Origin of the sequence: Butyrivibrio hungatei, from assembly GCF_900101605.1 — a bacterium.
Classification (GTDB): Bacteria; Bacillota; Clostridia; order Lachnospirales; family Lachnospiraceae; genus Butyrivibrio; species Butyrivibrio hungatei_B.
Window position 1 is genome coordinate 379182 of sequence record NZ_FMUR01000004.1, and the last position, 25635, is coordinate 404816.

Genomic DNA, 25635 nt, shown 5'->3' on the forward strand with positions numbered 1-25635 from the left:
TAGGCAGTTTATTCTTGCTTTTTCACTCTGCCACTATTCAGCATCGCTCTATATAGGCAGTTTATTCTTGCTTTTTCACTCTGCCACTATTCAGCGATTCCCTATATAGGCAGTTTATTTTTGCTCCCCCTGTCTCAAATTACATTAATCAAGGAATAGACATGGAAATGACAGTAAAAACCTGTCTCCAAAAACTTACACCCTTAACTTGGCACTCTCAATTTTTTTACAAAAAAAGAACCCCCGAGCTCATTCTGAGTTCAGAGGTCCATGATCTTACGTCTATAAATAGCTTATTGTAAAACAATTGCAATCATTCTCAATCGTATCCCGGAAGCCTTTCAAATTAATGCTTTAAACTCTATCACACTCCGGGATAGAGGTCATTCGTGCAAATTTGAATTTATCTTCTGATACCATTTTCATTAAAAGTTTTCTTAAGAGCTCTTTCCACAAACACAATTGAACCCAATATAGCCGCAAGCTGTATTCCTTCAACAATAAGTGTCATATATCCAATTGCATTTTCACTCAAACGTAAAAAAGGTATCTGAATAATAATTGTCGGAATTAATAACAGCAATCCGAGTTTAAGCCACAACTTACCGCAATAATCATGTGCAAAATTCCATGTATCCATATTTTTTCTGGACATAGTTGTTCTGTATCCAATAATTCCATTAATCTCTTTTGGCGGATATTTGGACATAAAGAATCCGCATATCAACATGACAATCGGAATTAATAAGTTACAGATAAACATCATAATATAAAACCACATATTTATTCTCCTTTGCCCAACAAACTCCGATTTCTCGATTTCATATGCAATATACCGAAAGTGCCAATTCATGCATTCTTAAACTTCATGTTCTTACATACCTACGTTTCTGCATTCATCACAAATACACATGATCACGCTCTTCCCGTAATCAATCTCAATTCCATATTCATCCATCATCTTTTTGGCTGCACTCTTAAATATACTGTTATCAAGATGAAAAATCTTCCCGCACACCGAGCACTGGGCGTGCATGTGCTCACAGCATGACTCGTGCTCTTCAGAGTACTGATAGCATGTAGCATTTACATCGGCTTCCTTGTATTTAACAAGCTTACCTTCCTTACTAAGTCTCTCAAGATTGCGGTAAACAGTAGATCTGTCCAAACCGTCACCTTTACCCTTAACGGCATTAAGTATGTCCCTTGCCGTAAATCTGGTATCCGCATTATCCTTCAGATATTCTATGATAAGATTTCTTGGTTTAGTCTTATATTCACTCTTCACACTGCTCTCCCGGAAATCAATTCTTCCGCAATCTTATCCCTGCTGCCCGTTGGCCTGTCTTATCATATCTTCAACGACGATATCGTAGATCTCACCTACACTGTTGCAATATTCAAGAATCTTCCACGGCTCGTTTGTATGAAAATGAATCTTTACAAGATCCTCATCTCCTGCCGCGATCAGGCTGTTGCCCTCAAAATTCTCTGTAATATAATCAGCTATCTCATCCTCGTCGAGATCCTTATCTCGTCTGTCTATAAGAAGCTGTGTATCGTAACGATATGCAAACTGATCGTCTTCCGCATCTATTGAATTAATTCCCATATTGTTTCCCTCCGTTATTATAAATTATCTCCTTGATAATACCACATTGCATCATATAAAAGAAATCAAAACATTTGGCTCGCGAAATAGTAAATTTCAAAAGAAATTTACTATTCAATAAAAAACGTTGACAAATACCCTCATTCGGGTTACTGTATTATTGTATTATGCATCTAGTACAGTAATACAATATATTTTTTCAGAAAGGAAGACTCACTATGCCATGGAATCTTAATTCGGACGCTCCTATCTTTGTCCAGATTATTGATCATCTACAGACTGATATTATTTCAGGTTTATACAAACCCGGTGATAAGCTGCCAAGTGTTCGCGACCTTGCCGCTGAAGCCGGTGTCAATCCAAACACGATGCAAAAGGCGCTCAGTGATCTTGAAGCTACGGGACTTGTTCACTCAGAAAGGACAAGCGGTCGTTTTATTACGGAGGATGACAACATGATTAAAAATATGAGAATATCACTCGTTGATGTACAGATAGAAAATTTCTTCAAAAGCATGGAAAAGCTCGGATTTACCAAAGAAGAAATCTTAAAACTGGTAAAACAGTACACAGACAAAAAGAATTGATAAACACATTTAAAGAAGGAGAAAAGTATGAGTAATCTGTTAGAAATACAGGGGCTACACAAAAAATATGGTAAAAAAACGGCTCTGAATGATATAAATCTTTCAATTGAGCCTGGACATATTATCGGACTTCTAGGCCCAAACGGAAGCGGAAAAACAACGCTTATAAAGATAATATGCGGTTTATTGCAACCAACAGGCGGTTCTGTTCTTGTTGACGGCAATCCGGTCGGTCCAAAGAGTAAAGCTATTGTGTCCTATCTTCCCGATAGAACCTATCTTGATGAATCTATGACAGTCGGATCCGCTATCGACATGTTTAAATATTTCTATGATGATTTTGACGAGAAAAGAGCTGAAGAGATGCTTTCAAGTCTCAATATAGATCCAAAGAATAAGATTAAGACTCTTTCTAAGGGAAATAAGGAAAAAGTTCAGCTTATCCTTGTAATGAGCCGCAAAGCCAAGCTCTATATTCTTGACGAACCTATCGCAGGCGTAGATCCTGCTGCCAGAGATTATATATTGCGTACTATCATAAGTAATTTTGAACCGTCCGCCTCCCTTATTATCGCTACTCACCTGATCAGCGATGTGGAGCCGGTGCTGGACGAAGCAATTTTCTTGCAAGACGGCAATATCAGGCTTTATAAACCTATCGATGACATAAGAGTCGAAAACGGCAAATCGGTTGATGCACTATTCAGGGAGGTATACAGATGTTAAAGAAACTTATAGCTTATGACTTAAAAAGAACAAGACCGGTAATGACAGGGATAATATTATTTACATTTTTACTGACTATCATAATAGTAATTACCAATGCTTTCACAAATAAAATAGATAACGCTCAAACAGAAAAATTGGAATCGGGCCTCATTCAGACACACAGTGATAATTTACCTCCTATTTATTTTACAATGACCAATATACAGACAATAGCTCTTTTAGCAATTCTTGTTTTAGCTACGCTTGCAACAATATATATGCTCAGATACTATTACAAAACGATATACCTGACACAAGGATATCTATCATTCACTCTTCCGGCAAAAACAACAGAAATTGTGAGTTCAAAAATGCTGGTCACATACATATGGGCTTTAATATTTATTATTCCATCGATATTCATTTGGACTTTTGGATATTCTGTTGCCGAAAGATTATTTGATCCTCATTATGAAAAGCTCTCTGTAAGTGCCTATTTACCTGGACTTGTACTGTTTGCGCTTGACATATTATTTATTATATTTGAAATTTTTGTTCAGATCATGGCTTTTTTCTTTTGCCTCAGCATCGGACAACTATGCCGCAAACTCAAGCTACATGTCACTGTACTTAGCTATATAGGAATTGCCATAGCTTCAATGATCCTCTTTTTTTACAACATGCAAATGCACCAAATGAAACGCGGCACCTGGTGGTGGGATTATGACGATGTGATTTGTCCCGCTAACATTATCTGCGCGATCATTCTTTTTATAAGCTTCTATGTTGCAACTATAAAGATTACTAACAAAAACCTCAACCTCGAGTGATAATATAAAAATTACATCTTAATAAGATTATAAAGGTGTAGCTGAATTTATTGGCTACACCTTTTTCAAAAAAAGAACAAGGAGTCCCGATAAAGACTCTTTGTTCTTTTTTTACACGCTATTTAAAATCAAAATATTTAAATCAGCTCTTACAGACAAGCCTTATATATCTCTACGATATCTTCATTCGTAAGCGCAACAAAAGCATCCTTTAAGTAATTTCCGTCATTTGCATGCGCGGCCATCTCTTCAAAATGTTCATCTGTTATCTTAAGCTCGGTAAGATTTTTGGGAATACCCGACTGTGCAAAAAATTCTTCGAGTTTTTCAATTCCCGCGATTGCAAGAGCTTTTTCATCATCACCGTCAAGCCCCCACACATTCTTTGCAAAGCGAACAAATCTCCAGGTACATGAAGGATCTTTTTCCAATATAAAGCGCATCCAGCGCGGAGTAAGTATTGCAAGGCCGATTCCGTGTGTGATGTCATAGAATGCCGACAATTCGTGTTCCATAGCATGACACGGCCAGCCTGTATCCTGCTTTCCATACTGCGGAATGCCTGAGCAGGCAACCGATGAAATAGCCATAAGATTTGCACGAGCCGTGTAATTGTCAGGTTCTTTTAGAGCAACGGGAAGATATTTAATTGCAGTCTTAAGAACCCCCTCGGCAATATGATCCGAAAGGTCGCTGTCCTCGGTACGCGAGAAATATCCTTCGAAAATATGGCTCATTATATCCGCAGTTCCCGATGCCGTCTGGTATTTTGAAACCGAGAAGGTATAAGTCGGATCGCAGATAGATGCGTAAGGATATGTATAACTGTTTCCAATCTTTTCATGAGTCTTAAGATTGGTTATAACACCGCCGCCGTCATACTCAGATCCCGTCGCACTAAGCGTAAGGATATCGACCAGCGGAAGCGCCTTTAATGTGCCATGATAAGACGCAACCATATCCCATAAGTCGCCGTCATAGAATACTCCGGCAGCAATCGCTTTGGAGCAATCGATCGTGCTTCCTCCTCCAACAGCAAGGATCACATCAATATTGTTCTCCTTGCAGAGCCTAACGCCCTCTTCAACGGATTCAATACGCGGATTCGGCTCAATTCCGGATAATTCCGTAACTTCAAATCCGCCCTTTTTCAGAATGTCGATAACAGTGTCGTAAAGCCCCATCTTCTTGATAGAACCTCCGCCATAGGTCAAAAGAACTTTTTTCCCGAGAGATCTTAGGATCTCATCAAGATGACTGATCTGCCCTTTGCCAAAATAAAGCTTCGTCGGAATCTCGTGAACATAATTGAGCATAAGTAACCCTCCTTGTCTTAGGAAAAAATGTTTTATTCTTGCCTTTTAATCCGAAAAATTGTAGTCCAAAAGAACTTCCACCACATATTCCGGATACATCTCTTCTACTCGCTTTGAAACTTCAGAAATGACCTCTTTTTTATTTTTGGCTTCTATATCTATAACAAGATCAAATTTAATCTCTTTAGTCTTATGATTCATATAAAATCCGTGAATCTGCAATGCTTCCTTGTATTCGCTCACCATCTTCGCAATTTTTTTATTTGCTGAAGCAGCAATCTCATCTCCCGTATTATTTGAATATACCGACACGCCACCGATCAAAATTCCTGTATCGGCAAACACTTTATTGGCAATAACCCTGTCAAGCGCATCGATCTCAACAGCCGTCATAGTATCGGGAATCTCAATATGCGCAGAACCTATAAGCTTCTCGGAACCGTAGTTATGAATAATAAGATCATACACGCCTCTAACTTCTTCAAGTTCATTGATACTTGCCTTAACGCGCTTTGAAAGCTCAGGCGTAATCCTCTCTCCGAGCGTCATGCTTATCGTATCTCGAAGCGTCTCAAAACCTGTTTTTATAATGACAAAAGAGATAATAACACCGATATACGCCTCAATACTTAAGCCTGTAATGATAAATATAATTGCGGCAACAAGCGTAGATGCAGATATTATCGAGTCATTGAGTGCATCTTTTCCCGATGCGACAAGAGATTCCGACTCTACTTTCTCACCTGTCTTTTCCGTATATATTCCAAGCAAAACCTTCACAACGATCGCAGCCGAAACAATGATAAGCGCCGGTGTTCCGTATTCGGGAGTCTCCGGATGAATTATCTTTTTTACCGACTCTGTAAAAGATGTAATTCCAGCGTAAAGAATAATTATACCGATCACCATAGTCGAAAGATATTCGATCCTTCCGTAGCCGTATGGGTGCTTTCTGTCAGGTTCCCTCGAAGAAAGCTTCGCTCCGACTATCGTTATCACTGACGAAAAAGCATCACTTAAGTTGTTGACCGCATCCATCGTTATGGCAACAGAATGTGATACAACTCCCACAATTGCCTTAAACACAGACAGCAATATATTTGCAGCGATTCCAATGATACTTGTTCGTACTATTTTTTTGGTTCTATCCATCTTTGATGCCTCTCATATAAAATTGAATTATTAGACCGATAATTTCATTATCTTAAAAATGACTACACAATCTCAGTTTAGCATATATTTGTAAATATATTCATCATTTATGCAATTTCATTTGAGATGTCATATATACTCAATTCCGCTCTTGAAAAAAAAGAACATTATCGAGATAATTGTTTCTATGGAAAAACAAGAACAAATCTCAATTAAAAATGATATGCTATCTATTGATGAAACTGCTGATGTTCTGGGCATTTCTTCAGCGACGGTAAGAAACTGGATAAAGCTCGAAAAACTTTCCGCCACAAAGTTTGAGGAAAAATATTTCCTTAATAAGGAATCGGTTTTAAATCTTAAGGAAAATCTTGCAGACTCAGACCTTCTCAAAAAAAGAAGAAACAAGAGCACTGCCAACGGCCGTTTCATCCCAAAATCCTACATAAGTAAGGCATCACCTAATTACGACATCATATCATCTGTCATAAAAGCCCTTGAAGAAAATTCACAGATCACAGATAAAGACTTTCTTGCAATACTGACCTACTACGGAAAAGCTTATCTTGATACTCTTTCACTTGATGAAGCGGGTAAAAAAAGACTTCTTGAGCCTTTGGCGCACGACGAAGATGATTCTTTTTCCCATATCTTATCCATATTGAAAGAATATCCTCTCACATACATCGAGGGCGAAGATACGCTTGGAATGTTCTATATATCGCTTCGCTCACTTAAGACAAAAAAAGCTTCCGGAGCCTACTACACTCCTTTTTTCGTTGTAGACAAATGCATTGAAAATCTGCGAGATGTCACATCAGGCACAGTCTGCGATCCTTCCTGCGGAACGGGAAATTTTCTTTTAAGACTTCCAAAAGACATACCGCTCCATAATCTCTACGGATATGATATAGACAGCATTGCCGTTGTCATCGCAAGAATAAATCTGGCAGTCAAATATAGAATCAAGGAAAATAATGAGCTCGACGTTTTATTCAAAAATATTAAAGCCGATGATTTCCTGACACCTGCTGCTCCGGATGCCATAACGCAAAAGTTCAATCATATAATAGGGAACCCGCCATGGGGATATTCCTACAGCAAAGACGAGATTCAAAAGCTTGGAGAGGTTTATAAATGCGCCCGTGTATCAGGTAATCCTGAATCTTTTTCCATATTCACGGAAAGAGCTCTGAGCCTGTTATCACGCGAAGGTACCATGTCTTTTGTCCTACCCGAAACGCTGCTCGGCGCGGGAGTACACGAAAATATAAGGCAGATTATTTCAGGGAAAGCAAACATCGCTTCTCTTTATTATATGGGCGAAATATTTGACAATGTGCAGTGCCCATGCATACTCCTAACGCTAAAACAAAGCGATTCGGAAAACGGATTCAAAGCTTCCGGAACCAAAACCTTAGTCTCTTTCTACAAAAAGAGTCTTAAATCAAAGACTAAAGGTAAAGACAGCTCTTCTGAAGGGCTCTACCCCGAAAGGCTCGTTCTTATCAAGAGTTTTGAAACAAGCCGAAAAAAAGACGATACAAGCTCTTTTCACATGCTCTGCGATGACAATGAAAAAAAGATACTTGATAAGATTGACGGTTGTGAGCATTTTACGCTTAAAGGAAAAAGTGAATTTGCACTCGGGATCGTCACGGGTAATAATAAAACTCTTTTATCCCCTGTTAAAAAAAGCGGATATGAGGAGATCATAAAGGGTTCAGACATAGAGAGATACAAGATTGGCGAGATACACAATTTTATTAAATACGACCCTCAAAAGTTCCAGCAGATCGCTCCGGAAGGCATGTACAGGGCAAAGGAAAAGCTCCTTTATAAATTCATATCGAATACTCCGGTATTTGCATATGATGACAAACAGCGCCTTTCACTGAACAGCGCAAATATACTGATTCCGAATGTCCCCGGATACAGTGCGCTTTACATACTTGCAATCCTGAATTCGCCCGTTATTTCTTTTTACTACTCTCATACCTGCAAGAATATGAAGGTGCTGAGATCTGAGATTGAAAAGCTCCCGATTGCCAAGTGCGACCCGGAAACAGAAAGAGAGATTTCGCTTCTTGTAAAAAAAATTATCAATTGCAATGAAGCATCTTTGTATCAAAAAGAGTTAAGTAACAAGATTGCTGCACTTTACGGTCTTACTTCCAATGAACTTGATATAATGACAAAGTAAGAAAAATAGTGTTTACTTTTACAGTTTAAAGTGCTATAGTAGCATACGAATATTTATTCACGGAGGATTTATTAATGTCATTTGAATACATACAGAAACTTCCCACACCCGATGAGATCAGGGAGGAGTTTCCATTAACAAAAGAACTTGCCGCACTCAAGGCTGAAAGAGACGCGATGATCAGCGATGTCTTTACAGGTAAAAGTGATAAATTCCTTGTTATCGTCGGCCCCTGCTCTGCAGACAATGAGGATGCCGTGTGCGACTATGTTTCACGCCTCGGAAAACTCAATGACAAAGTTAAGGATAAGCTTATCCTTATTCCCAGAATATATACAAACAAGCCTCGTACAACAGGTGAAGGTTATAAGGGTATCACTTCTCAGCCAGATCCTGAGGGAAAGACAGATTTCCGCGCAGGTCTTATTGCCATGAGACATATGCAGATCAAGGCTATTCAGGAATCAGGTCTTACTGCTGCCGATGAGATGCTCTATCCCGAGAACTGGGGATATATTGCTGATATTCTTTCATATGTTGCCATCGGTGCACGTTCCGTTGAGGATCAGGAACATCGTATGACAGCCAGCGGATTTGATGTCCCCGCCGGAATGAAGAATCCCACAAGCGGAGCTCTCGGAGTAATGCTTAACTCAGTATATGCGGCTCAGCAGTCTCACTCTTTTGTATACAGAGGTTATGAAGTTAAGACAAACGGTAACCCTCTTGCACACTGCGTACTCAGAGGTTCTAACAATAAGCACGGCCAGTCAATCCCCAACTATCACTATGAGGATCTGAGCCTCCTTTTACAGCTTTATAATTCAAGAAACATCGTTAACCCTGCTGCCATCATTGATGCCAACCACAACAATTCAAACAAGCAGTTCAAGGAACAGATCAGAATCGTTAAAGAGGTTCTTCACTCAAGAAACCACAACAACGATATCAAGAACCTTGTTAAAGGTGTCATGATCGAAAGTTACATCGAGGAAGGCTGCCAGAAGATCGGCGAAGGCATCTACGGCAAATCCATCACAGATCCTTGCCTCGGATGGGAAGACACAGAACGTCTTCTTCTTGAAGTTGCAGAATTAGTCTGATACAAACAAGCTCATAGCTCGTTCACACGTACTTAAAAAGGTGCAGAGAAATAATCTTCTCTGCACCTTTTGTTTATAGGTATAAAAACTTTCCACACCGGAGGGGGGCGCACAGATGCAGTCTTTTTGCTGCTTTCATCGAAATTATATTGCCTCAATGGATTGGATATATGCTGCGCGAAGTTGTCTGAGCAGATGCACCTTAGAATTTTCGGCTGTTTATGCAGATTCGTTATACCCTTGGTGTTTTTCTAAAAGGTCAGACCACTTTCCTTTAATGCATGCTTCAAAAAGAACTTGCAGGACGCTGATATAAGTTCATAAGGTCATGGTCATATGTTGCGTAGCAACTACAACAAAAAAGCCACGAACTCCCGAGCTCATTCTGAGTTCGGAGATTCGTGGTTTTATTTGTTGTGGCAGTCCGCTTTGCGGACATGACCATGACCTTTGTCTGTCTCTATGCGTCCTGCTTCAGACATTTTTCTCCGCATGCAGGAAAGTGGTCTATGACCTTAAGAAAAACAGACAAGGGATATAAAATGAATCTGCATAAGCAGCCAAAAAATTCTTTGGTGCATTTGTGAGTTTATGAAGCGCAGCATATGATTATCCAATCCATTAGGCCAATATAATGTTTTGAGATGATGCAGCAAAAAGACTGCATCTGCGCGCCCCCTCCGGTATAGTAAGTTTTTTCAGTCCAATTTGGCAATGCGGGCTCTTATGTAGCCTTCAATCACATCTACTGTTTCATCGATGCCTAGTTTCGAGCTGTTGATTGAAAAGTCGTATAATCGCGAATCGCCCCATTTACCCTGGCAATGATAATTGTGATAGCGCTTTCTCTTCTTGTCTTTCTTTAGGATAAATCTTGTCGCGTCATCTTCATCAAGTCCGTAGACATCCATGACACGCTCAATTTTCTTATCCATGTCTCCTAGTATAAAGAATGAGATAAGTCCCGGATATTTTTTTAATTTTGTTTCCGAACATCTGCCGACAACAACAAAGGACTCTCCGCTCTTTGCCTTCTCTTCCATGACATTAAACTGCATCTCGGCTATATTATCCTCTATCGAGTTGCTGTAACCGTTTACGCGTCTTGAAACGAACACATTCTTCGGAGTCTCGTTATATTTTGCCACTGCCTCAATTGTCATACCCATCTTCTCAGCAATCTCTGTAATAAGATGGCGATCGTACAAAGGCAGGTTAAATCTTTCCGACAATTTTTCTGCAATAACTCGTCCGCCACTTCCAAATTCACGTCCAACGGAAATAATGATCTGTGACATAAGCACCCCTCCTGAATATTACTATTATAAGTATATTACAAAAAGATAGATTGTTGAAATGATCAAAACCAAAACTGTTGCCGGAGCAAGTTTTTTGCAATAGCGTCCCCATGTCACGGGATAACCGTTCTTAGCCGCAACGGAAGTACCTACAACATTTGCGGATGCACCGATAGGTGTTGCACTGCCTCCGATATCGGTACCTATCGCAAGCGCCCATGCCAGCGTATTTATAGGCATTCCCGAAGCCGCCGAAAGATTCTTGATAACAGGAACCATTGTTGCCGCAAAAGGAATATTGTCTACAAATGCACTTGCAAATGCCGAAACCCATACAATGATCGCTATCATCATCTTACTGTTTCCGCCGCTGATATTTTCGATAAACGAAGCAATGATATCAAGTATCTTCGTCTCTTCCAAGCCGCTTACTACAATAAATAATCCGATGAAAAAGACAAGTGTCTTGTAGTCCACTTTCTTAATGATTTCTTTTGCATTCTTACCTGCAGTTAAGAGTGTGAGCACTGCGATAAACAAACCTATCGTTGCAACCGTAAGATGCGTCGATCCGTGTGTTATAAGAAGTACAACCGCACATCCGAAGATCACGCTGCTTACGATAAAATCTTTCTTGTTACTTATTGCTTCCGAAGGATCGGGCAATTTACTCATATCTATTTTCTCATCACCTTTTGTAACAAGCTCTTTTCTAAAAGCAAAATACAAAAAGAAAACAGACACTACAAGATTTATCCCTGCTATAACACCTGTATTTGTAAGGAAATCAAAAAATGAAAATCCCAAAGATGTACCAATTATGATATTCGGAGGATCTCCGCACATTGTTGCGCTTCCGCCAAGGTTTGCACAAAATATTTCCGATAATATCATTGGTATGGGATTAAATTTAAGAAGCTGCGCCAGCTCTACAGTCACAGCTGCCAGAAACATGATAACGGTTATACTGTCAATAAACATTGAAAGTACCGCTGCCATTATTGTAAAAGTAATAAAAATAGAAACAGTCTTACATTTGACCAAGAAAGCTATCTTCATGCAAAGCCAACGGAAAAACCCCGCTTTGGCCATTCCTTCAACCATCAGCATCATTCCTGCGATAAAAAGGATTGTTGCCCAGTTGATTCCCGCACTCTCCGACTCTTCGATCTGATACCAGAAATCACGGGTAAAAAAGTCCTTAAAGGCAAGTGTATTCAGTATAGCTTTGATGTCCCCCATACATATACCAAAGACGACGACAAGCGTCAGAATACCGCTGCCCAGTGTAACATAATGCCTTTCAATCTTGTCCATAACGATCATAACGAACATTCCGACAAAGATGATGACGGCAAAAATCTGTGCTGCTAACAAAGTATGTCCTCCCACTAATTCTTTTATCTGCCAGGCAAGCCACACCCCTATGGGTAATATGCCTGCCTGCCAAAAATAATCCTTCAAAAGAATAACATCTGGAGAATTTTTATACAATACTTTATTGTTAAAAAAATCACACTAGGACAATTTTATTATTTTAGATACGACACCGTCATCATTATAGTACAATCTTAACTTCTTAGCGCCACTCTTAATATAATTCTCAAAATCCGCTTTGGTCTTTGTAGTATCGTCTTCTACATATTCAAAATTGTCTGCAAGCTTATATTCAAAGGTACTCTCTCCCTTTACTTCTTTTCCGGCCTCACTTTCATCATCACTGATCGGCACCCCTACACAATTTACTGATAAGATGTCATTTGCGTAACTTGCCTCAACATCAATATAATTCTCAGTTGTAGGAATATCATCAATGACATTTACTTCGCCACTTCCCGTTATCTCAAGATACTTCACCTTGAGCATTCTGTAATACGGCCTCCAGCCTACATCATTGATATCATATCTGACATATTCCGGAATCATCATATATACATTATCTCCGATCTTGGAAACGGCATTATTCGGCACATTCATCCAAAAACCGGATTTAGCGATAGGGCAATTCGCAAATTCATTTACTACAGTCTTGATATTATCTTTATCTTCATAATAGATTAAAGGAGCTTTTTCATTTGCATCCTTTTTGTTCTCGTAATATTCCTTTCCAATAGAGTATGTTCCCTTACTATCATCCACTTTAATCTGCCCGTCGGAAGTAATGTACATATTACCATCATCCGATACCACATCGCTCGTATTGTCATACAACACTTCAATGCTATTCTCCGCTCCTTCCTTTGCAGAATAGATTATTCCTGCATTATAAAATGAAGCTGAGCCCTCATAATCGCAATAATGCACGTATAAAGTATCATTATCTTTCAGTATATCTCTAATTTCCCATGAAATAAGAAATTCATCGCCGGCAACCTTTTTCGGATTTGTTTTTCCAAGACAAACTTCTTTATTTGTTTCCGGATCATATTCGTAAAAGGTATCCTCTTCATCCCCATCTATGCAGTAATATAGTTTGCCGTCCAAAAATTCCGCTGCAGAATAATAATCCTGTGTTTCCTTTGACATCAGCTCTTTATCATCTTTATATACGTTCAGATGATTTACATTTGCTTCCTCCGGCTTGTCAAAGACATTGACAACAATTGCCCCCGTCTTTTCATCAATACTTAATAAATCGCCTGCTATATCTTTAGAATGGTCAACTTCCCTGGTATCAATATTTACTCTGTATACAGTATAATCATTATTCTCACCGTCATACTTTTTCAGGTAGAAAAATCCATTGGCATAATACAGTCCACCAAATCCATCATCCTCCATAAAGACTTCCGTACTCTTTGTGGCAGGATCATAGATACAGAGTTCTGACTTCTTGGAATAATTCGAATATAAATTTCCTGCCCCCATTATCAGACCATTCTCACAAAGGTTTGATTCTGAAAAGGTATCCTCATCATATCTTCTATAAAAGACTTTCCCGTTTATACTCACAAAATATGAGCCGTTTCCGATAACTTCATCGTTCTCATGTGCTTTGCGTACTTCTAAGTCTCCTTCGTCTTCCTGATTACCACTATCTTCCGTTCCTGATGACGCCTCTTGTGTCACCTGTTCTTCCGACTTCGGAGCTTCACTTGTTTTAGCGCATCCGTAAAAGGTTATTGTGACCAGCATTAAGGCAACTATTAATCTTTTCCTCATATTTTTCTCCCTGTCTTATGATTTAGTAGTTTAATTGAAAAACAATTTACCACAATAAAAAAGAAAGAGGACTTGTGTTACTCACAAGCCCCCTTTTAATATCTATTGATATTTTAACACATTATCTGATTCTTGCCCATTCATACGGATCTTTGGGCGTATTTTCTTTATTTACATACTTAGACAAAGTATTGCTCGGCGAAAATCCCATCATATCCTGAATTGCAGAAATATCCGCACCGTTTTTTACAAGGTGCGCAGCAAAAGAATGTCTTAATGAATGCGGCGAAATATCCGTATCAATTCCGGCTTTCTGAGCATAGAACTTAACAAGTTTCCATACACCCTGACGGCTAAGCTGCTTTCCGTCGCAGTTAAGAAAAACATAGCCATTGTCTTCTCTTTTTCCAAGTAATGCCTTTCTTGCTTCGAGAAGATACGATGTGACTGCGGTTCTTGCCATCTTTCCATACGGAATAACACGGTCCCCTTCCCCTGATTTCAGCTTCGGAAGAATAATGCATCCTATTCCCATATCGATGTTACTGAGTTTGAGCGCAATGATCTCGGAAACTTTAAGCCCCGTTGAGTAAAGAATCTCAAGTATTGCCTTGTCTCTTACTCCTTTCGGACTGTCACTGAACTCCTGATTTAAAAGATCCAGCGTCTCGGCATCAGAAAGAATCCTCGGATTCTTTTTAGACGCAGCAACAGAAGGACTCTTTATTATCTCCGCAGGATTATCACTGACATTACCATTCTCAACAAGATATGTAAAAAAACTCTTGATCGTCGTATTATATCTGACTATGGTCGTAACCGCCATATTCTTCTCTTTGAGAAGCGCCTGGTACTCCGATATAATATCCTCTGTAACATCAGCTATATTATGTACTCCGCGTTCTTCAAGAAAACGCACGAACAACAGAGCATCATGTTTGTATGAACCAACCGTGTTTTCAGAATAATCTTTGACGCTTTTAAGGTACTCGATAAATGCGTCAACAAGACATTCCATTTCAGATCTTACCATCTACCAACTCACCTAATCTGCTGTACACATCAAGGCAGTCGAGTGTTGCATAATAATCCATAGGAGTCTCAGCTCTTCGGATAAGTTCAACACTACCGTCCTCTCTGAGAAGCAATTCCGCACTTTTTAATTTACCGTTATAGTTGTAACCCATTGCATAGCCGTGGGCACCTGTATCATGAATATAGATATAATCTCCCATATCGATCTTGGGAAGTTTTCTGTCGATTGCAAATTTATCGTTGTTCTCGCAAAGTGAACCTGTAACATCATAAACATGATCGCAAGGCTCATTCTCTTTTCCGAGAACAGTGATGTGATGATATGAGCCATACATAGCGGGACGCATAAGATTTACCGCGCAGGCATCAACACCGATGTACTCCTTGTAGATGTGCTTCTCATGGATTGCTTTTGTAACAAGCGCTCCGTAAGGTCCCATCATGAATCTTCCCATCTCGGTATAGATTGCTACATCATCCATTCCTTCAGGTGCAAGGATCTTGTCATACTGCTCCTTAACGCCTTTTCCGATAACATGGATATCATTAGGCTCCATATCGGGTGTATAAGGAATTCCAACACCGCCTGAAAGGTTGATAAATGCTATCTTTGCGCCTGTAGCTTTCTGTACTTCAACAGCAAGCTCAAAGAGCTGTCCCGCAAGCTGAGGATAATACTCGTTTGTAACCGTATTACTTGCAAGGAATGCATGAATACCAAAACGCTTTGCACCCTTACTCTTAAGTATCTTAAATGCTTCGATAAGCTGATCCTTTGTCATTCCGTACTTGGAATCGCCGGGGTTGTCCATGATTCCATTACTCATTTTGAACACTCCGCCCGGATTAAATCTGCATGAGATTGTCTCAGGGATCTTTCCAAGTGTCTTCTCAAGAAACTCAACATGTGTAAAATCATCAAGATTTATAATTGCTCCGAGCTTGTCTGCAAGTACAAACTCCTCTGCGGGCGTATCATTTGACGAGAACATGATCTCGCTTCCTTCTGCTCCAACCGCCTTACTGAGAATAAGCTCTGTCTTGGAGGAACAATCGAATCCGCAGCCGTTGTTTCTGAGTATGTCGAGAAGCACAGGATTCGGATTGGCCTTAACGGCAAAATATTCCTTGAATCCTTTATTCCATGAAAAAGCGTCATATACAGCCTTTACATTATTTACAAATCCTTTTTCATCATAGATATGAAAAGGTGTCGGATACTTCTTTACGATATCTTCAATCTGTTCTTTTGTTACAAATGCTTTCTTCATAATTTCCTCCGAAAAAATCAACTATTTTCATTTATATAAACTGTGACTCTGTTTTGGATTATATCCGCCACTTCCTCTGCTGTCTTTTGGCCACAGTAAAATGCCGAAGCTTCTTCAGCAATTATATTGGTAATTTCATTATTCATACAATCCAATGAATTTATTGAAACTGTATAATCATAAAACTTACTCACTTCCTCTTGAGATAATGGTTTCATTTTCACCATTACATGATTTATCTGATCCCATAGCTGAGCGCTCTCATCGTCATCGCTTTTTTCCTTTGTGGCTTCCTGCAGCTCTTCTTCAAATTTTTGTTTTACAGTGGAAAATCCGCTGTAGGAATCATCTTTCTCCGATAATATGAGATTTTTTACAAACTCAAGTACAATATCCTTATGAGCAGTGTTGCTGTTTACAGCATATAATTCGCCGTATATAGACGCAATATTTTCTCTGCTGTTATTTGGATAGCCTACAAGCTCGATGTCATCATTAAATACAAGTTGCTTAAGTCTTGCATATTCATTGAGATTTGAAAAAAGTTCTCTATAGTAGATTCCTTTATCCTCGGCATAGCTCTTATCTATTTCTGCAAGATTGCTGTGTCCGCTTACTTTATCCGGAAACTTATTTATAAAGTTCAAAAACTCAATAAACTCAGGATTTTTAAAATCACACTTTTTCTCATTCCAATCAATACACTTATCTGCATAATGCGGCATAAGCAAATTTCCATAAGATTTATCATGATTGGAGCCAAAAGCTTTTTCGTAATCAGTACCGTTGCTCTTTATGAGATCATCAAGCTCTTTATATGTAAGTGATCCCTTTCCCTTGGCAAATTTTGCTCTGACAGCACATGTTGCGACTTTAAAAGACGGCATAAATGTATACATTTTACCATCATATTTCATCATCTCGGCGATATTTGGAAGAAGTTCTATTCCCTCCAAAGCACCGCCTTTATCAAATTCAGGTGTAAGATCAAGAAAAATTCCCTTATCAACGTACTTTTTTACGTTTCCGTCAATATTTATAATATCCGGCGCTTTGCCTGATATTATATCCATATCCAATTGCTTCTTGGCTTCTTCTAAACCATCCCCCGGATATAATTCAGAATAATCAATTACTTTTATTTCATACTTATCATTTGACCTGTTAAATTTCATTATCTCGCTTTGAACATTCGGCTCAAGGAACATTGTTCCCAAAGTAATCGCTGTCTTTTCCGAAATGTCAGCGGGATTTTCTTTTGTAAATCTTAAAAGAGAAGAATCATCCCCGGAACCTACCGGTAAATCTATAACAAAATCGGTATCGTTTAGTGCAACGGCCTGTCTCTTGATCCCGCCAACATATTTTGTTGCCGAATCTATATTTGAAGCCCTGAAGTCAAGCAGTTTAGCCATTTCTCCGGAACCCGGATCATACTTGTAAACTCCGTCGGACCATACCGCAAACAGATTGCCGTCTGCATCCGTAAAAAAGGAATATTCCTCCGTATCACTTATACCGTTAAGGCTCTCATCGGCAGACTTCTTTTCAAGATCGATTATTACATTTGATTCAGAAGTTCCGACATGATATATCATCAAAATCCGGTCATTGGCAAGCATGATAAATGAATAAATAATGGCATAATCATCAATAGCCTTTTTATCTACAAGCATTCCAAAGCCATTTTTCTCGTCATAAGTCTGAACGCCGTTTGGAGTACATGATATAAGACCATATTTTTCGCTCCACGCCAAACCGCTTATTTCAGAATTCCCGCTGAATTCTTCGGAAACATCCGCTTTAAAAAGCTCTTTTCCCGTAGGATCAAACTTACCAAGAAAAACTTTATCTTCGCCGGAAGACTTATCCAAACATTGCAGATACGCGTTTCCTTCTCCGTCGAACGCACAAGCTGTTATATCACAACCTGTATCAAAAGCCTGTAGCTGTGTGCCGTCAGGATTAAATGAAATGCATCTGCCCTTTCCGTCTTTGGAATTGGCAGCAAGCATGATCTTTCCATTTACATAATCGGCAGAAACAATATCTTCGCCATCAGCAATAATACCTTCAAGGTCTTTCTGTTTAAAAACATGTTCCTTATCAACCTCTCCGCTTTTGGAAACAGCGCTGTCTCCAACGGAAGAACTATTCTTATTTCCGCATCCTAAAAAAGATGTTACACCTAAAGCAAAAACGATGATGCAACATGCAATTCGTTTTAATTCCCTATTTCTCATTATATCTCACTAAAAATGTCTGCTTTACAAGCTAATAATTATACGCGTGTGAATTCATTTACCACTTTAACATGGTAGTGCATAAAAATGCAAGAAAAAACTATAACGAAAAATCAAATATCCTCAATCTGCCAGTCAATAGGCGTTAATCCGTTTTGCATAAGGAATTCATTTGCCTTACTGAAATGCTTGCATCCAAAAAAGCCCCTGTATGCAGAAAGAGGGCTCGGATGAGGCGCTTCCAGTATAAGATGCTTGGGATTGTTAAGCATACTCTTTTTCATCTGCGCAGGTCTTCCCCAGAGCATATACACTACAGGTCTGTCCTGCTCGTTTACTTTCCTTATGATTGCATCGGTGAATTCTTCCCAGCCTCTTCCCTTGTGGGAATTGGCTGCATGTGCCCTTACGGTAAGAACCGTGTTGAGTAAAAGAACTCCCTGATCGGCCCACTTTTTCAGATATCCGTTATTGGGTATCTTGCATCCAAGATCTTCATTTAATTCTTTATAAATATTCACTAGAGACGGAGGCGGATCTGCCTTTCCGGGAAGAACCGAAAAAGAAAGCCCGTGAGCCTGTCCCGGCTCATGGTAAGGGTCCTGTCCGAGGACAAGAACCTTAACTTTCTCAAGCGGTGTAAGATGAAGTGCATTGAATATATCCTCTGAATCGGGATATACAACATGAGTGCTGTATTCTTCTTTTACAAATTCAAACAGCTTTTTATAATAATCTTTATGAAACTCGTCGCTCAGTGCAGGCAACCAGTCATTGGAGATCATTGCCATAGTAGTCACAACCTTCTTTCTTTTATAGTCTTACTGAAACGCCTTTACTCCTTAGATACTTCTTAAGATCGCATATCTCAAGTTCCTTGTAATGGAAAAGAGAAGCCGCAAGAGCCGCATCTGCCTGGCCTGTTGTAAGTGCATCATAAAAGTGCTCCATTGTTCCCGCTCCGCCTGAAGCAATAACGGGAATATTGACAGCTTCCGATATCTGTTTTGTAAGTTCTATATCATAACCGGCTTTTGTTCCGTCGGCGTCCATACTTGTAAGAAGTATCTCACCCGCGCCAAGTTCCGTTACTTTTTTTGCCCACTCAACGGCGTCGATCCCTACGTCGATCCTGCCGCCGTGTTTATAGATATTCCAGCCTGAGCCGTCTTCTCTCTTTTTTGCATCAATAGCAACGACAACACACTGACTTCCGAATTTGTCAGCCGCTTCTGCGACAAGTTCGGGCCTGTCTATCGCAGCCGAGTTCATTGAGACTTTATCCGCGCCTTCTCTAAGGATTGCCTTAACATCGTCAACCGTCCTTATTCCGCCGCCGACCGTGAAGGGAATGAAAACTTTTTTGGCAACTTCCCTGACCATATCCGCAACGGTTGCTCTTCTCTCATTCGAAGCCGTTATATCAAGGAAAACAAGCTCATCGGCTCCGGCCTTCGAATATGCTTCTCCAACCGTAACGGGATCTCCTGCATCTTTTAAATTTACGAAATTTATTCCTTTTACAACCCTGCCGTTGTTAACGTCAAGACAGGGAATGATTCTCTTTGTATGCATATCGGCCCCTCCTTATACCGCCAAGAAATTCTTAAGTATCTGCATTCCTACCTCAGAACTCTTCTCTGGGTGGAACTGGCAGGCAAATATATTGTCTTTTTCAACGGAAGCTTCAATGCGAACCGAATAGTCTGTCGTAGCGGTAACGATATCCTTATCTTCTGCCTGAAGATAATATGAATGAACAAAGTAAACATAGGATTCGTCATTAAGTCCTTTAAAGAGTCTTCCTTCTCTTGGGAAAGACAGGTTATTCCAGCCTATATGCGGCACTTTGTAATATGTTCCTTCTTTATCAGTATTGGGAATTCTTACGATTTTTCCACGCAAAATGCCCAAGCCGCCGACTCCTTCCGATTCTTCACTTGAATCAAACAAGAGCTGCAGGCCCAGGCATATTCCCATAAACGGAATGTTCTTATTTATCACCTCTTTAATAGGTGCTTCCATTCCGTATTCCTCTATTTTTTTCATTGCATCGGAAAAAGCTCCGACACCGGGAAGAACAACGTGATCTGCTCTGTATATTTCTTTCGGATCTCTGGTGATGACAGTATCGGCGCCCAAATACTCAAAAGCTTTCTCAACGCTCTTTATGTTACCGGCATCATAATCAATAATTGCTACCATCAGGCATCAAACCCCTTTCAAATCTTTCGATGCCTTCGGTGACAATATGCAGATCATTCTTCAAACATCCCTAAAACTTCCATGATTCTGATAGTATAATCTCTGTCCTTCTTAATGGAATTTATCTCATTTATATCTTCCTCTGAAAGACCATAGTTCTCTGAAAGCAACGATTCTATACTATCGTACACGCTACTCACTTGTTTTTCAACATTAAACTTTGTTGCATCTTCAAGCAGTTTCTCTTTATTTCGCTCTGACATAAGGAGCATATCAAGCGCTTCCACTTCCTTATTCATGGCCTTATAATTCTCATAACCTTTGAGATATCTCTCTGCCCAAGCGATCACTCTCGACTTTTCGTACATAGTCTTCTGCTCGGTAGTCATGGTCTTTCCATGAAGAAGTTTGTATGCTCCTATGAAATCACTCTGTACATAAGCAAGTTTCGCTTTATCCGTCGCTGTTTTGACAGGAAGAATAAGCGCAGGTATACATACCAAAATACCGAGACTTGCCGCAAATATTCCGGAAACCGCAATCTTCTTTGGAGCCATAGGCTTACTTGGTGCACTTGGCTCTTCCGGAGCTTTGGCCGGTTTTTCCTTCTTAGGTTTCTTCTCTTTTGGCGGCTTTTCCTTCTTTGGCTTTTTCTCTTTGGGAGGTTTTTTCGCCTTTTCCTTTTTCTTCTTTTCTTTCTTGGGCTTCTTTGGCGCTCCGCCCTCTCCAAGTTCTGCAAGGACTTTCTGATTCTCATCGGTAAGGCTTGCAAGTCCTTCCGTACCGAGATTTTCAAAATCATCATCCTCTTCGGTCAGTAATCTTATAAGCTTCTGAAAAATGTTTTCTTTATGATGTCTTCTGTGTTTGCCATGCTCCTGTGACTGCGCATCATCCGCATTTTCGGGAATGTCCATATCAGGAAGTGCAGATATGGCATCAAGAGCAAGATCCGTTCCAAGATCGTCAAATCCCGTTTCGGTAATCGCATCAAGGATATCTTCTTTATTGAGTTCTTCTTCCTGAGGTCCGAGCTCCTGATCGAGATGTGCGGTTTCTTCCAGTGATTCGACTTCATCATTGGCAAGGCTGTTCATGAGCGCATCAAGATCCGGCAGAGAAACATCTTCAGAATCCTGCGTAGTCTCTTCAGGCTGGGCTTCCTGTGGTTCATCTCCGAGAATCTTGGCAACTTCTCCCTCAGTCGTCTCATATGAATCCGTCATACCACCAAGAAGCTCATCAAGGTTCGCTTCAAGGTCATTTAGATTAATATCGTCCTCCGATATTTCATCAAGTCCGACGGGAGAATGATGGTCATCTTCTTCTATAAATCCAAGTTCTGTAGCGGATACACTCAGTTCATCGTTATCCGGTGCAGGCTCTGTGTCGGGATTTTCAGGCGTTTCCTCATTTTCGGGTGACGCACCGTCTGCACCGCTCTCACCTGCAAATTCATCCATATTCAAAAGACTTTCCAAATCGGAAATACTGTCTTCCGTCACCATTTCATTAGCGCCTTCTTGACCGGAAGGCCCCTCCGAAGGTGCTGCAGCGGCTCCTTCGCCTGCTTCCGCAATGGCCGCTTCCAAATCAAATGTATCTTCATTTAAAGCTTCTTCATTAGGAATTTCTTCGTTGGAAACCTCTTCATTGGAAACTTCTTCATTAGATGCGTCTTCACCGGGTACTTCTTCACTCGGCTCACTTATAGTCAGATTGTCAAGACTCTGCAGATCAATTACATCATCTGTAGAATTGAGCGCAGCCGCACCCTCAGCCTCTCTTTCTCTGTCTATAATATCGGTAAGGCTGTTCTCCTGTCCCTCCGGCGATCCCATAAGACTTCCTGGCATATCGTCGAGAAGATCCGTAAGGATTTCTTCAGGTGTCTGATCCGCATCGGATTCTTTTTCCACAATCAAACTGTTGTCATCCGGAAGGTCCACCTCCGGTGCCATTTCCGCCAAAGCATCGACAAGTTCAGAATCATCAATAATAGGAACGGTCTCCGATACGTCAGGGATAACAATATCGTCCTTGGGAGTTTCTTCATTAGCTGAAATATTATTCTGCCTGTCAGCTTCATTTTTTTCCGCATCGGCAATTGCTTCATCCAATGCAATCTCTTCAGCATCACGGATATCTTCTCCCGCAGGATCATTTCCGACAGTAAATGTCGGGATTGACGGATCTGTAGGCTTTTGGATATCGTCGAGAAGACTTGCGAGCGAATCGTCTATAAGTTCGTCTCTGTCAGCTTTATCCATGAGTTCGCCGACTTCCGCAATTTCCTTATTACCGGTTGAATTATCTATAAGCGCACCAATATCCTCCGATTCACTGTCAAGCAGATCAGCGGAGTTCTCATTGTTGGCTTTGGAAGACATTCTGCTAAGGGCCGATTGAGGATTATTATTTGTTTTTGCTGAATTTAGCAAGCTGTCGAGATATTCCTCATCACTAGACTTCATAGTCCTTTACTCTCCTGCATAATATAGTTAACAGAATTCATTTTGATTGATTCCGTTTTATCCTCTATCTCCGGGATGTGTTGGTATAACCTTTCATGAACCCTTATGAGATGTGCTTTTTTATTTATGAAAGTCACTTTCTCAAAAGGCCATCTGATAACAGTCGGATACTCAAGTCCGACTCCGAGTTCAAGAACAAGCAAATTGGAATTTAATGTGTTTGTCAGATATTTCTTGTAAATATCCCAATTGCCAAGATATGCGCTTTCATTGTACTTTATATTGTTATATTCCTGTCTCTTCTGATTAAGATAAACTTCTTTCCCATTCATAACAGGTTTGGAAAAAGAAATATCATCTGGAATTTCACCGTTATCTGAAACGATAATATCGTGAATCTTTTTTACCAGAGAAGTAAATTCTTCACACTTCTCGGCACTGTATAGTTCACCGTCCTGATCCTCACTTTGAAGATACATGCAATTACCGCACGGATACACGCTTTTTGCCGGATCGAATCCATATAAAAGCGCATCCTGAAAACAAATATCGCTTACAAGGAAATATTTTTTATCTCCGATAAGCTTCTTAAGTCCGTTATACGCATTCTCAATTCCATCATCGGAATTGTAATAAGCATATTCATATTCAATGACGGGTAAAAGCCATTCATTGCCTTCTTTGCCCGCATAATTGATTATTCCTTTATATCTATCGTCATTTTTGAGCCCATTCTTGACCCAATTCCATTCATTTCCTATTCCGATTATGATAAAATCTGATTTTTCTATCTGCTCTGCAAGTGTTTCGGCCATTATGAAAAAACCTCTGTATGATTTCCTATTTCCTATGATATTAAAAAATACTCCCTTTATTGAGACAGTCACTGAAAACTCGTTTCATAACTGAGCCAACAAAGGGAGTTCAAGTCAGTACGTATCAGCGTGCACTTGGTGCATTTACAAGTTCATCAATAACAGCAACGAGATTTCCAATCTCAGGCTTTGAAAGCTGTCTGTCAGCACCTAAAGATTCGCCTTTTCTTCTCATCTCTTCGTTAACCAATGAAGAGAATATTATAAGCGGAATCTTCTTAGTAGCATCATCGCTCTTAATAAGCTTGGTAAGTCTGTGTCCGTCCATAATAGGCATCTCAATATCTGTAATGATGCACTTTATATCATCAAGAGTTCCTTTTTCCTTACATGATTTAATATAATCATATGCAAGCTTACCATTTTCGAAGTGGATTACATTGTTATATCCGGCCTTATTAAGTGAGTCAACAATAAGTCTGTTAAGAAGCTGTGAATCCTCTGCAAGAACAATCGGTACCTCATTTCTGGGTCTTGTTCCGATTTCTTCAAGAGCATCCATATTAAGACCGGTATTGGGGTTAATATCAGCAACAATCTTCTCGAAATCAAGAATAATGATAAGCTGATTTTCAAACTTAATTATACCTGTGGAGATACTCTCCTCAGTCTTAGATATTGTAGCATTTGGCTTAATAATATCAGCCCATGATACTCTGTGAATACCAACAACCGCATCAACGTGGAATGCGATATCAAGCTTATTGAAGTTTGTAATAATGAATAATCCACCGGGCTGAGAAGCACCACGCTGTAAACAGTTCCTTAAATCAATTGCCGTAATCATGGTATCACGCGGCATGAATATTCCTTCAATACTCGGATGAGCATTAGGTACCGGTGTAACCTCCTGATAGACAATTATTTCCTTGATCTTAGCAACATTGATTCCATAACAATGGTCATCAATCTTAAACTCAAGGACCTCCAATTCATTAGTTCCGTTTTCAAGCAGGATTTTTGATTCCATTCTCTCACCTCACGTGTAAATATAATAGATTAGGATTTTTCGCAAAGAAAAATTTAAAAAATCGTAAACTATCAGATTAAGTATATCTTTAATTAGTATAGCATAGTTTTCTGAAAATAAATACAAAAAAACTAAAAAGACGGGCAGTTGACCATCTTTTTAGTTTTCATTAATAACTTTTTTATACTTTAAATTAATATATTAAAAAAGATTTGTACTTTCAAAACCGAACACTGAACTATCTTCTCCAGATTCTCTTCTATACCACTTTATGGATAAGCCCTCGACCTATTAGTACACATCAGCTGAACATGTTACCATGCTTACACCTTGTGCCTATCTGACCTCGTACTCTACAAGGGGTCTTACTGCCGAAGCAGGGATATCTCATCTTGAGGGGGGCTTCACGCTTAGATGCCTTCAGCGTTTATCCCGTCCGGACGTGGCTACCCAGCCTTATGCATCTGGCGATGCAGCTGATACACCAGCGGTCCGTCCATCCCGGTCCTCTCGTACTAAGGACAGCTCCTCTCAGATATCCTACGCCCGCGCCGGATAGGGACCGAACTGTCTCACGACGTTCTGAACCCA

General features: G+C 39.9%; 22 protein-coding genes and 1 rRNA gene. 5 read left to right on the top strand and 18 right to left on the bottom strand.

Features of this window, described 5'->3' with window-relative positions; genetic code table 11:
- Window positions 1–403: 403 nt before the first annotated feature.
- The 3 genes from BLP87_RS03660 to BLP87_RS03670 all read right to left on the bottom strand — a co-directional run bounded on the left by BLP87_RS03660 (window position 404) and on the right by BLP87_RS03670 (window position 1612).
- Window positions 404–781 carry an SdpI family protein gene (locus tag BLP87_RS03660; RefSeq protein WP_074461474.1) on the bottom strand — a complete coding sequence of 126 codons (378 nt, stop codon included), beginning with the start codon at window positions 779–781 and terminating at the stop codon, window positions 404–406.
- Window positions 782–874: 93 nt separating this feature from the next.
- Window positions 875–1288, bottom strand: a complete 414-nt coding sequence (locus tag BLP87_RS03665) for a Fur family transcriptional regulator (RefSeq protein WP_074461475.1) — start codon at window positions 1286–1288, stop codon at window positions 875–877.
- Window positions 1289–1321: 33 nt separating this feature from the next.
- Window positions 1322–1612: a hypothetical protein gene (locus BLP87_RS03670; protein ID WP_026668024.1), complete on the bottom strand. Its 291-nt coding sequence runs from the start codon at window positions 1610–1612 to the stop codon at window positions 1322–1324.
- Window positions 1613–1830: 218 nt separating this feature from the next.
- Between BLP87_RS03670 and BLP87_RS03675 the strand changes: the two genes are divergently transcribed.
- The 3 genes from BLP87_RS03675 to BLP87_RS03685 are packed head-to-tail and all read left to right on the top strand — an operon-like array spanning window position 1831 to window position 3737.
- Window positions 1831–2199: a GntR family transcriptional regulator gene (locus tag BLP87_RS03675; protein WP_026654548.1), complete on the top strand. Its 369-nt coding sequence runs from the start codon at window positions 1831–1833 to the stop codon at window positions 2197–2199.
- A 27-nt stretch (window positions 2200–2226) separates the two neighbouring features.
- Window positions 2227–2925 carry an ABC transporter ATP-binding protein gene (locus BLP87_RS03680; RefSeq protein ID WP_026654547.1) on the top strand — a complete coding sequence of 233 codons (699 nt, stop codon included), beginning with the start codon at window positions 2227–2229 and terminating at the stop codon, window positions 2923–2925.
- Window positions 2919–3737, top strand: a complete 819-nt coding sequence (locus BLP87_RS03685) for a hypothetical protein (RefSeq protein WP_074461476.1) — start codon at window positions 2919–2921, stop codon at window positions 3735–3737. Before BLP87_RS03680 ends, BLP87_RS03685 begins: the two co-directional genes overlap by 7 nt.
- Window positions 3738–3886: 149 nt before the next feature.
- On the opposite strand, the gene BLP87_RS03690 is transcribed toward BLP87_RS03685, so the two are convergent.
- On the bottom strand, window positions 3887–5053 hold the full coding sequence (locus BLP87_RS03690) for an iron-containing alcohol dehydrogenase (protein ID WP_026654544.1): 1167 nt from the start codon (window positions 5051–5053) through the stop codon (window positions 3887–3889).
- Between the two features lie 45 nt (window positions 5054–5098).
- Complete coding sequence (locus tag BLP87_RS03695) at window positions 5099–6205, bottom strand: cation diffusion facilitator family transporter (RefSeq protein WP_074461477.1); 1107 nt, start codon at window positions 6203–6205, stop codon at window positions 5099–5101.
- A gap of 187 nt (window positions 6206–6392) precedes the next feature.
- Between BLP87_RS03695 and BLP87_RS03700 the strand changes: the two genes are divergently transcribed.
- Together BLP87_RS03700 and BLP87_RS03705 are read left to right on the top strand one after the other, a co-directional pair.
- On the top strand, window positions 6393–8408 hold the full coding sequence (locus BLP87_RS03700) for a TaqI-like C-terminal specificity domain-containing protein (RefSeq protein WP_074461478.1): 2016 nt from the start codon (window positions 6393–6395) through the stop codon (window positions 8406–8408).
- A gap of 74 nt (window positions 8409–8482) precedes the next feature.
- Complete coding sequence (locus BLP87_RS03705; RefSeq protein ID WP_074461479.1) at window positions 8483–9511, top strand: 3-deoxy-7-phosphoheptulonate synthase; 1029 nt, start codon at window positions 8483–8485, stop codon at window positions 9509–9511.
- 698 nt (window positions 9512–10209) lie between these two features.
- Here the strand turns inward: BLP87_RS03705 and BLP87_RS03710 are convergent.
- From BLP87_RS03710 to BLP87_RS03770, 13 genes are all read right to left on the bottom strand, one after another.
- Entirely contained in the window at window positions 10210–10809 is a 600-nt protein-coding gene (locus tag BLP87_RS03710) for a cytidylate kinase-like family protein (protein ID WP_074461480.1), read from the bottom strand.
- 24 nt (window positions 10810–10833) lie between these two features.
- Window positions 10834–12186: an ArsB/NhaD family transporter gene (locus tag BLP87_RS03715; protein WP_074461481.1), complete on the bottom strand. Its 1353-nt coding sequence runs from the start codon at window positions 12184–12186 to the stop codon at window positions 10834–10836.
- Window positions 12187–12327: 141 nt separating this feature from the next.
- Window positions 12328–13971, bottom strand: coding sequence for a hypothetical protein (locus tag BLP87_RS03720; RefSeq protein ID WP_026654537.1), 1644 nt, complete (start codon window positions 13969–13971; stop codon window positions 12328–12330).
- 121 nt (window positions 13972–14092) lie between these two features.
- Complete coding sequence (locus tag BLP87_RS03725; RefSeq protein WP_083334455.1) at window positions 14093–15004, bottom strand: tyrosine-type recombinase/integrase; 912 nt, start codon at window positions 15002–15004, stop codon at window positions 14093–14095.
- Window positions 14991–16280 carry a diaminopimelate decarboxylase gene (locus BLP87_RS03730; RefSeq protein WP_074461517.1) on the bottom strand — a complete coding sequence of 430 codons (1290 nt, stop codon included), beginning with the start codon at window positions 16278–16280 and terminating at the stop codon, window positions 14991–14993. Before BLP87_RS03730 ends, BLP87_RS03725 begins: the two co-directional genes overlap by 14 nt.
- Before the next feature lie 14 nt (window positions 16281–16294).
- Complete coding sequence (locus tag BLP87_RS03735; RefSeq protein ID WP_074461482.1) at window positions 16295–18520, bottom strand: ABC transporter substrate-binding protein; 2226 nt, start codon at window positions 18518–18520, stop codon at window positions 16295–16297.
- A 113-nt stretch (window positions 18521–18633) separates the two neighbouring features.
- Window positions 18634–19311, bottom strand: coding sequence for a uracil-DNA glycosylase (locus tag BLP87_RS03740; RefSeq protein WP_074461483.1), 678 nt, complete (start codon window positions 19309–19311; stop codon window positions 18634–18636).
- A 22-nt stretch (window positions 19312–19333) separates the two neighbouring features.
- Complete coding sequence (gene hisF / locus BLP87_RS03745) at window positions 19334–20095, bottom strand: imidazole glycerol phosphate synthase subunit HisF (protein WP_074461484.1); 762 nt, start codon at window positions 20093–20095, stop codon at window positions 19334–19336.
- 12 nt (window positions 20096–20107) lie between these two features.
- Window positions 20108–20725: an imidazole glycerol phosphate synthase subunit HisH gene (gene hisH / locus BLP87_RS03750; RefSeq protein ID WP_074461485.1), complete on the bottom strand. Its 618-nt coding sequence runs from the start codon at window positions 20723–20725 to the stop codon at window positions 20108–20110.
- Between the two features lie 53 nt (window positions 20726–20778).
- Window positions 20779–23199, bottom strand: coding sequence for a hypothetical protein (locus BLP87_RS03755; protein ID WP_074461486.1), 2421 nt, complete (start codon window positions 23197–23199; stop codon window positions 20779–20781).
- On the bottom strand, window positions 23196–24014 hold the full coding sequence (locus BLP87_RS03760; protein ID WP_074461487.1) for a hypothetical protein: 819 nt from the start codon (window positions 24012–24014) through the stop codon (window positions 23196–23198). The genes BLP87_RS03755 and BLP87_RS03760 overlap by 4 nt, the downstream gene beginning before the upstream one ends.
- A gap of 124 nt (window positions 24015–24138) precedes the next feature.
- Window positions 24139–25044: a chemotaxis protein gene (locus BLP87_RS03765; RefSeq protein WP_026654527.1), complete on the bottom strand. Its 906-nt coding sequence runs from the start codon at window positions 25042–25044 to the stop codon at window positions 24139–24141.
- A gap of 271 nt (window positions 25045–25315) precedes the next feature.
- Window positions 25316–25635 (bottom strand): 23S ribosomal RNA (locus BLP87_RS03770); the annotation flags it as partial.

Bases quoted from the DNA above. Each gene is read 5' to 3' on its own strand.
- BLP87_RS03660 (WP_074461474.1), bottom strand. From the start codon at position 781: ATGTGGTTTTATATTATGATGTTTATCTGTAACTTATTAATTCCGATT.
- BLP87_RS03670 (WP_026668024.1), bottom strand. From the start codon at position 1,612: ATGGGAATTAATTCAATAGATGCGGAAGACGATCAGTTTGCATATCGT.
- BLP87_RS03675 (WP_026654548.1), top strand. From the start codon at position 1,831: ATGCCATGGAATCTTAATTCGGACGCTCCTATCTTTGTCCAGATTATT.
- BLP87_RS03680 (WP_026654547.1), top strand. From the start codon at position 2,227: ATGAGTAATCTGTTAGAAATACAGGGGCTACACAAAAAATATGGTAAA.
- BLP87_RS03685 (WP_074461476.1), top strand. From the start codon at position 2,919: ATGTTAAAGAAACTTATAGCTTATGACTTAAAAAGAACAAGACCGGTA.
- BLP87_RS03690 (WP_026654544.1), bottom strand. From the start codon at position 5,053: ATGCTCAATTATGTTCACGAGATTCCGACGAAGCTTTATTTTGGCAAA.
- BLP87_RS03695 (WP_074461477.1), bottom strand. From the start codon at position 6,205: ATGGATAGAACCAAAAAAATAGTACGAACAAGTATCATTGGAATCGCT.
- BLP87_RS03700 (WP_074461478.1), top strand. From the start codon at position 6,393: ATGGAAAAACAAGAACAAATCTCAATTAAAAATGATATGCTATCTATT.
- BLP87_RS03705 (WP_074461479.1), top strand. From the start codon at position 8,483: ATGTCATTTGAATACATACAGAAACTTCCCACACCCGATGAGATCAGG.
- BLP87_RS03710 (WP_074461480.1), bottom strand. From the start codon at position 10,809: ATGTCACAGATCATTATTTCCGTTGGACGTGAATTTGGAAGTGGCGGA.
- BLP87_RS03720 (WP_026654537.1), bottom strand. From the start codon at position 13,971: ATGAGGAAAAGATTAATAGTTGCCTTAATGCTGGTCACAATAACCTTT.
- BLP87_RS03725 (WP_083334455.1), bottom strand. From the start codon at position 15,004: ATGGTAAGATCTGAAATGGAATGTCTTGTTGACGCATTTATCGAGTAC.
- BLP87_RS03735 (WP_074461482.1), bottom strand. From the start codon at position 18,520: ATGAGAAATAGGGAATTAAAACGAATTGCATGTTGCATCATCGTTTTT.
- BLP87_RS03740 (WP_074461483.1), bottom strand. From the start codon at position 19,311: ATGGCAATGATCTCCAATGACTGGTTGCCTGCACTGAGCGACGAGTTT.
- hisF (WP_074461484.1), bottom strand. From the start codon at position 20,095: ATGCATACAAAGAGAATCATTCCCTGTCTTGACGTTAACAACGGCAGG.
- hisH (WP_074461485.1), bottom strand. From the start codon at position 20,725: ATGGTAGCAATTATTGATTATGATGCCGGTAACATAAAGAGCGTTGAG.
- BLP87_RS03755 (WP_074461486.1), bottom strand. From the start codon at position 23,199: ATGAAGTCTAGTGATGAGGAATATCTCGACAGCTTGCTAAATTCAGCA.
- BLP87_RS03760 (WP_074461487.1), bottom strand. From the start codon at position 24,014: ATGGCCGAAACACTTGCAGAGCAGATAGAAAAATCAGATTTTATCATA.
- BLP87_RS03765 (WP_026654527.1), bottom strand. From the start codon at position 25,044: ATGGAATCAAAAATCCTGCTTGAAAACGGAACTAATGAATTGGAGGTC.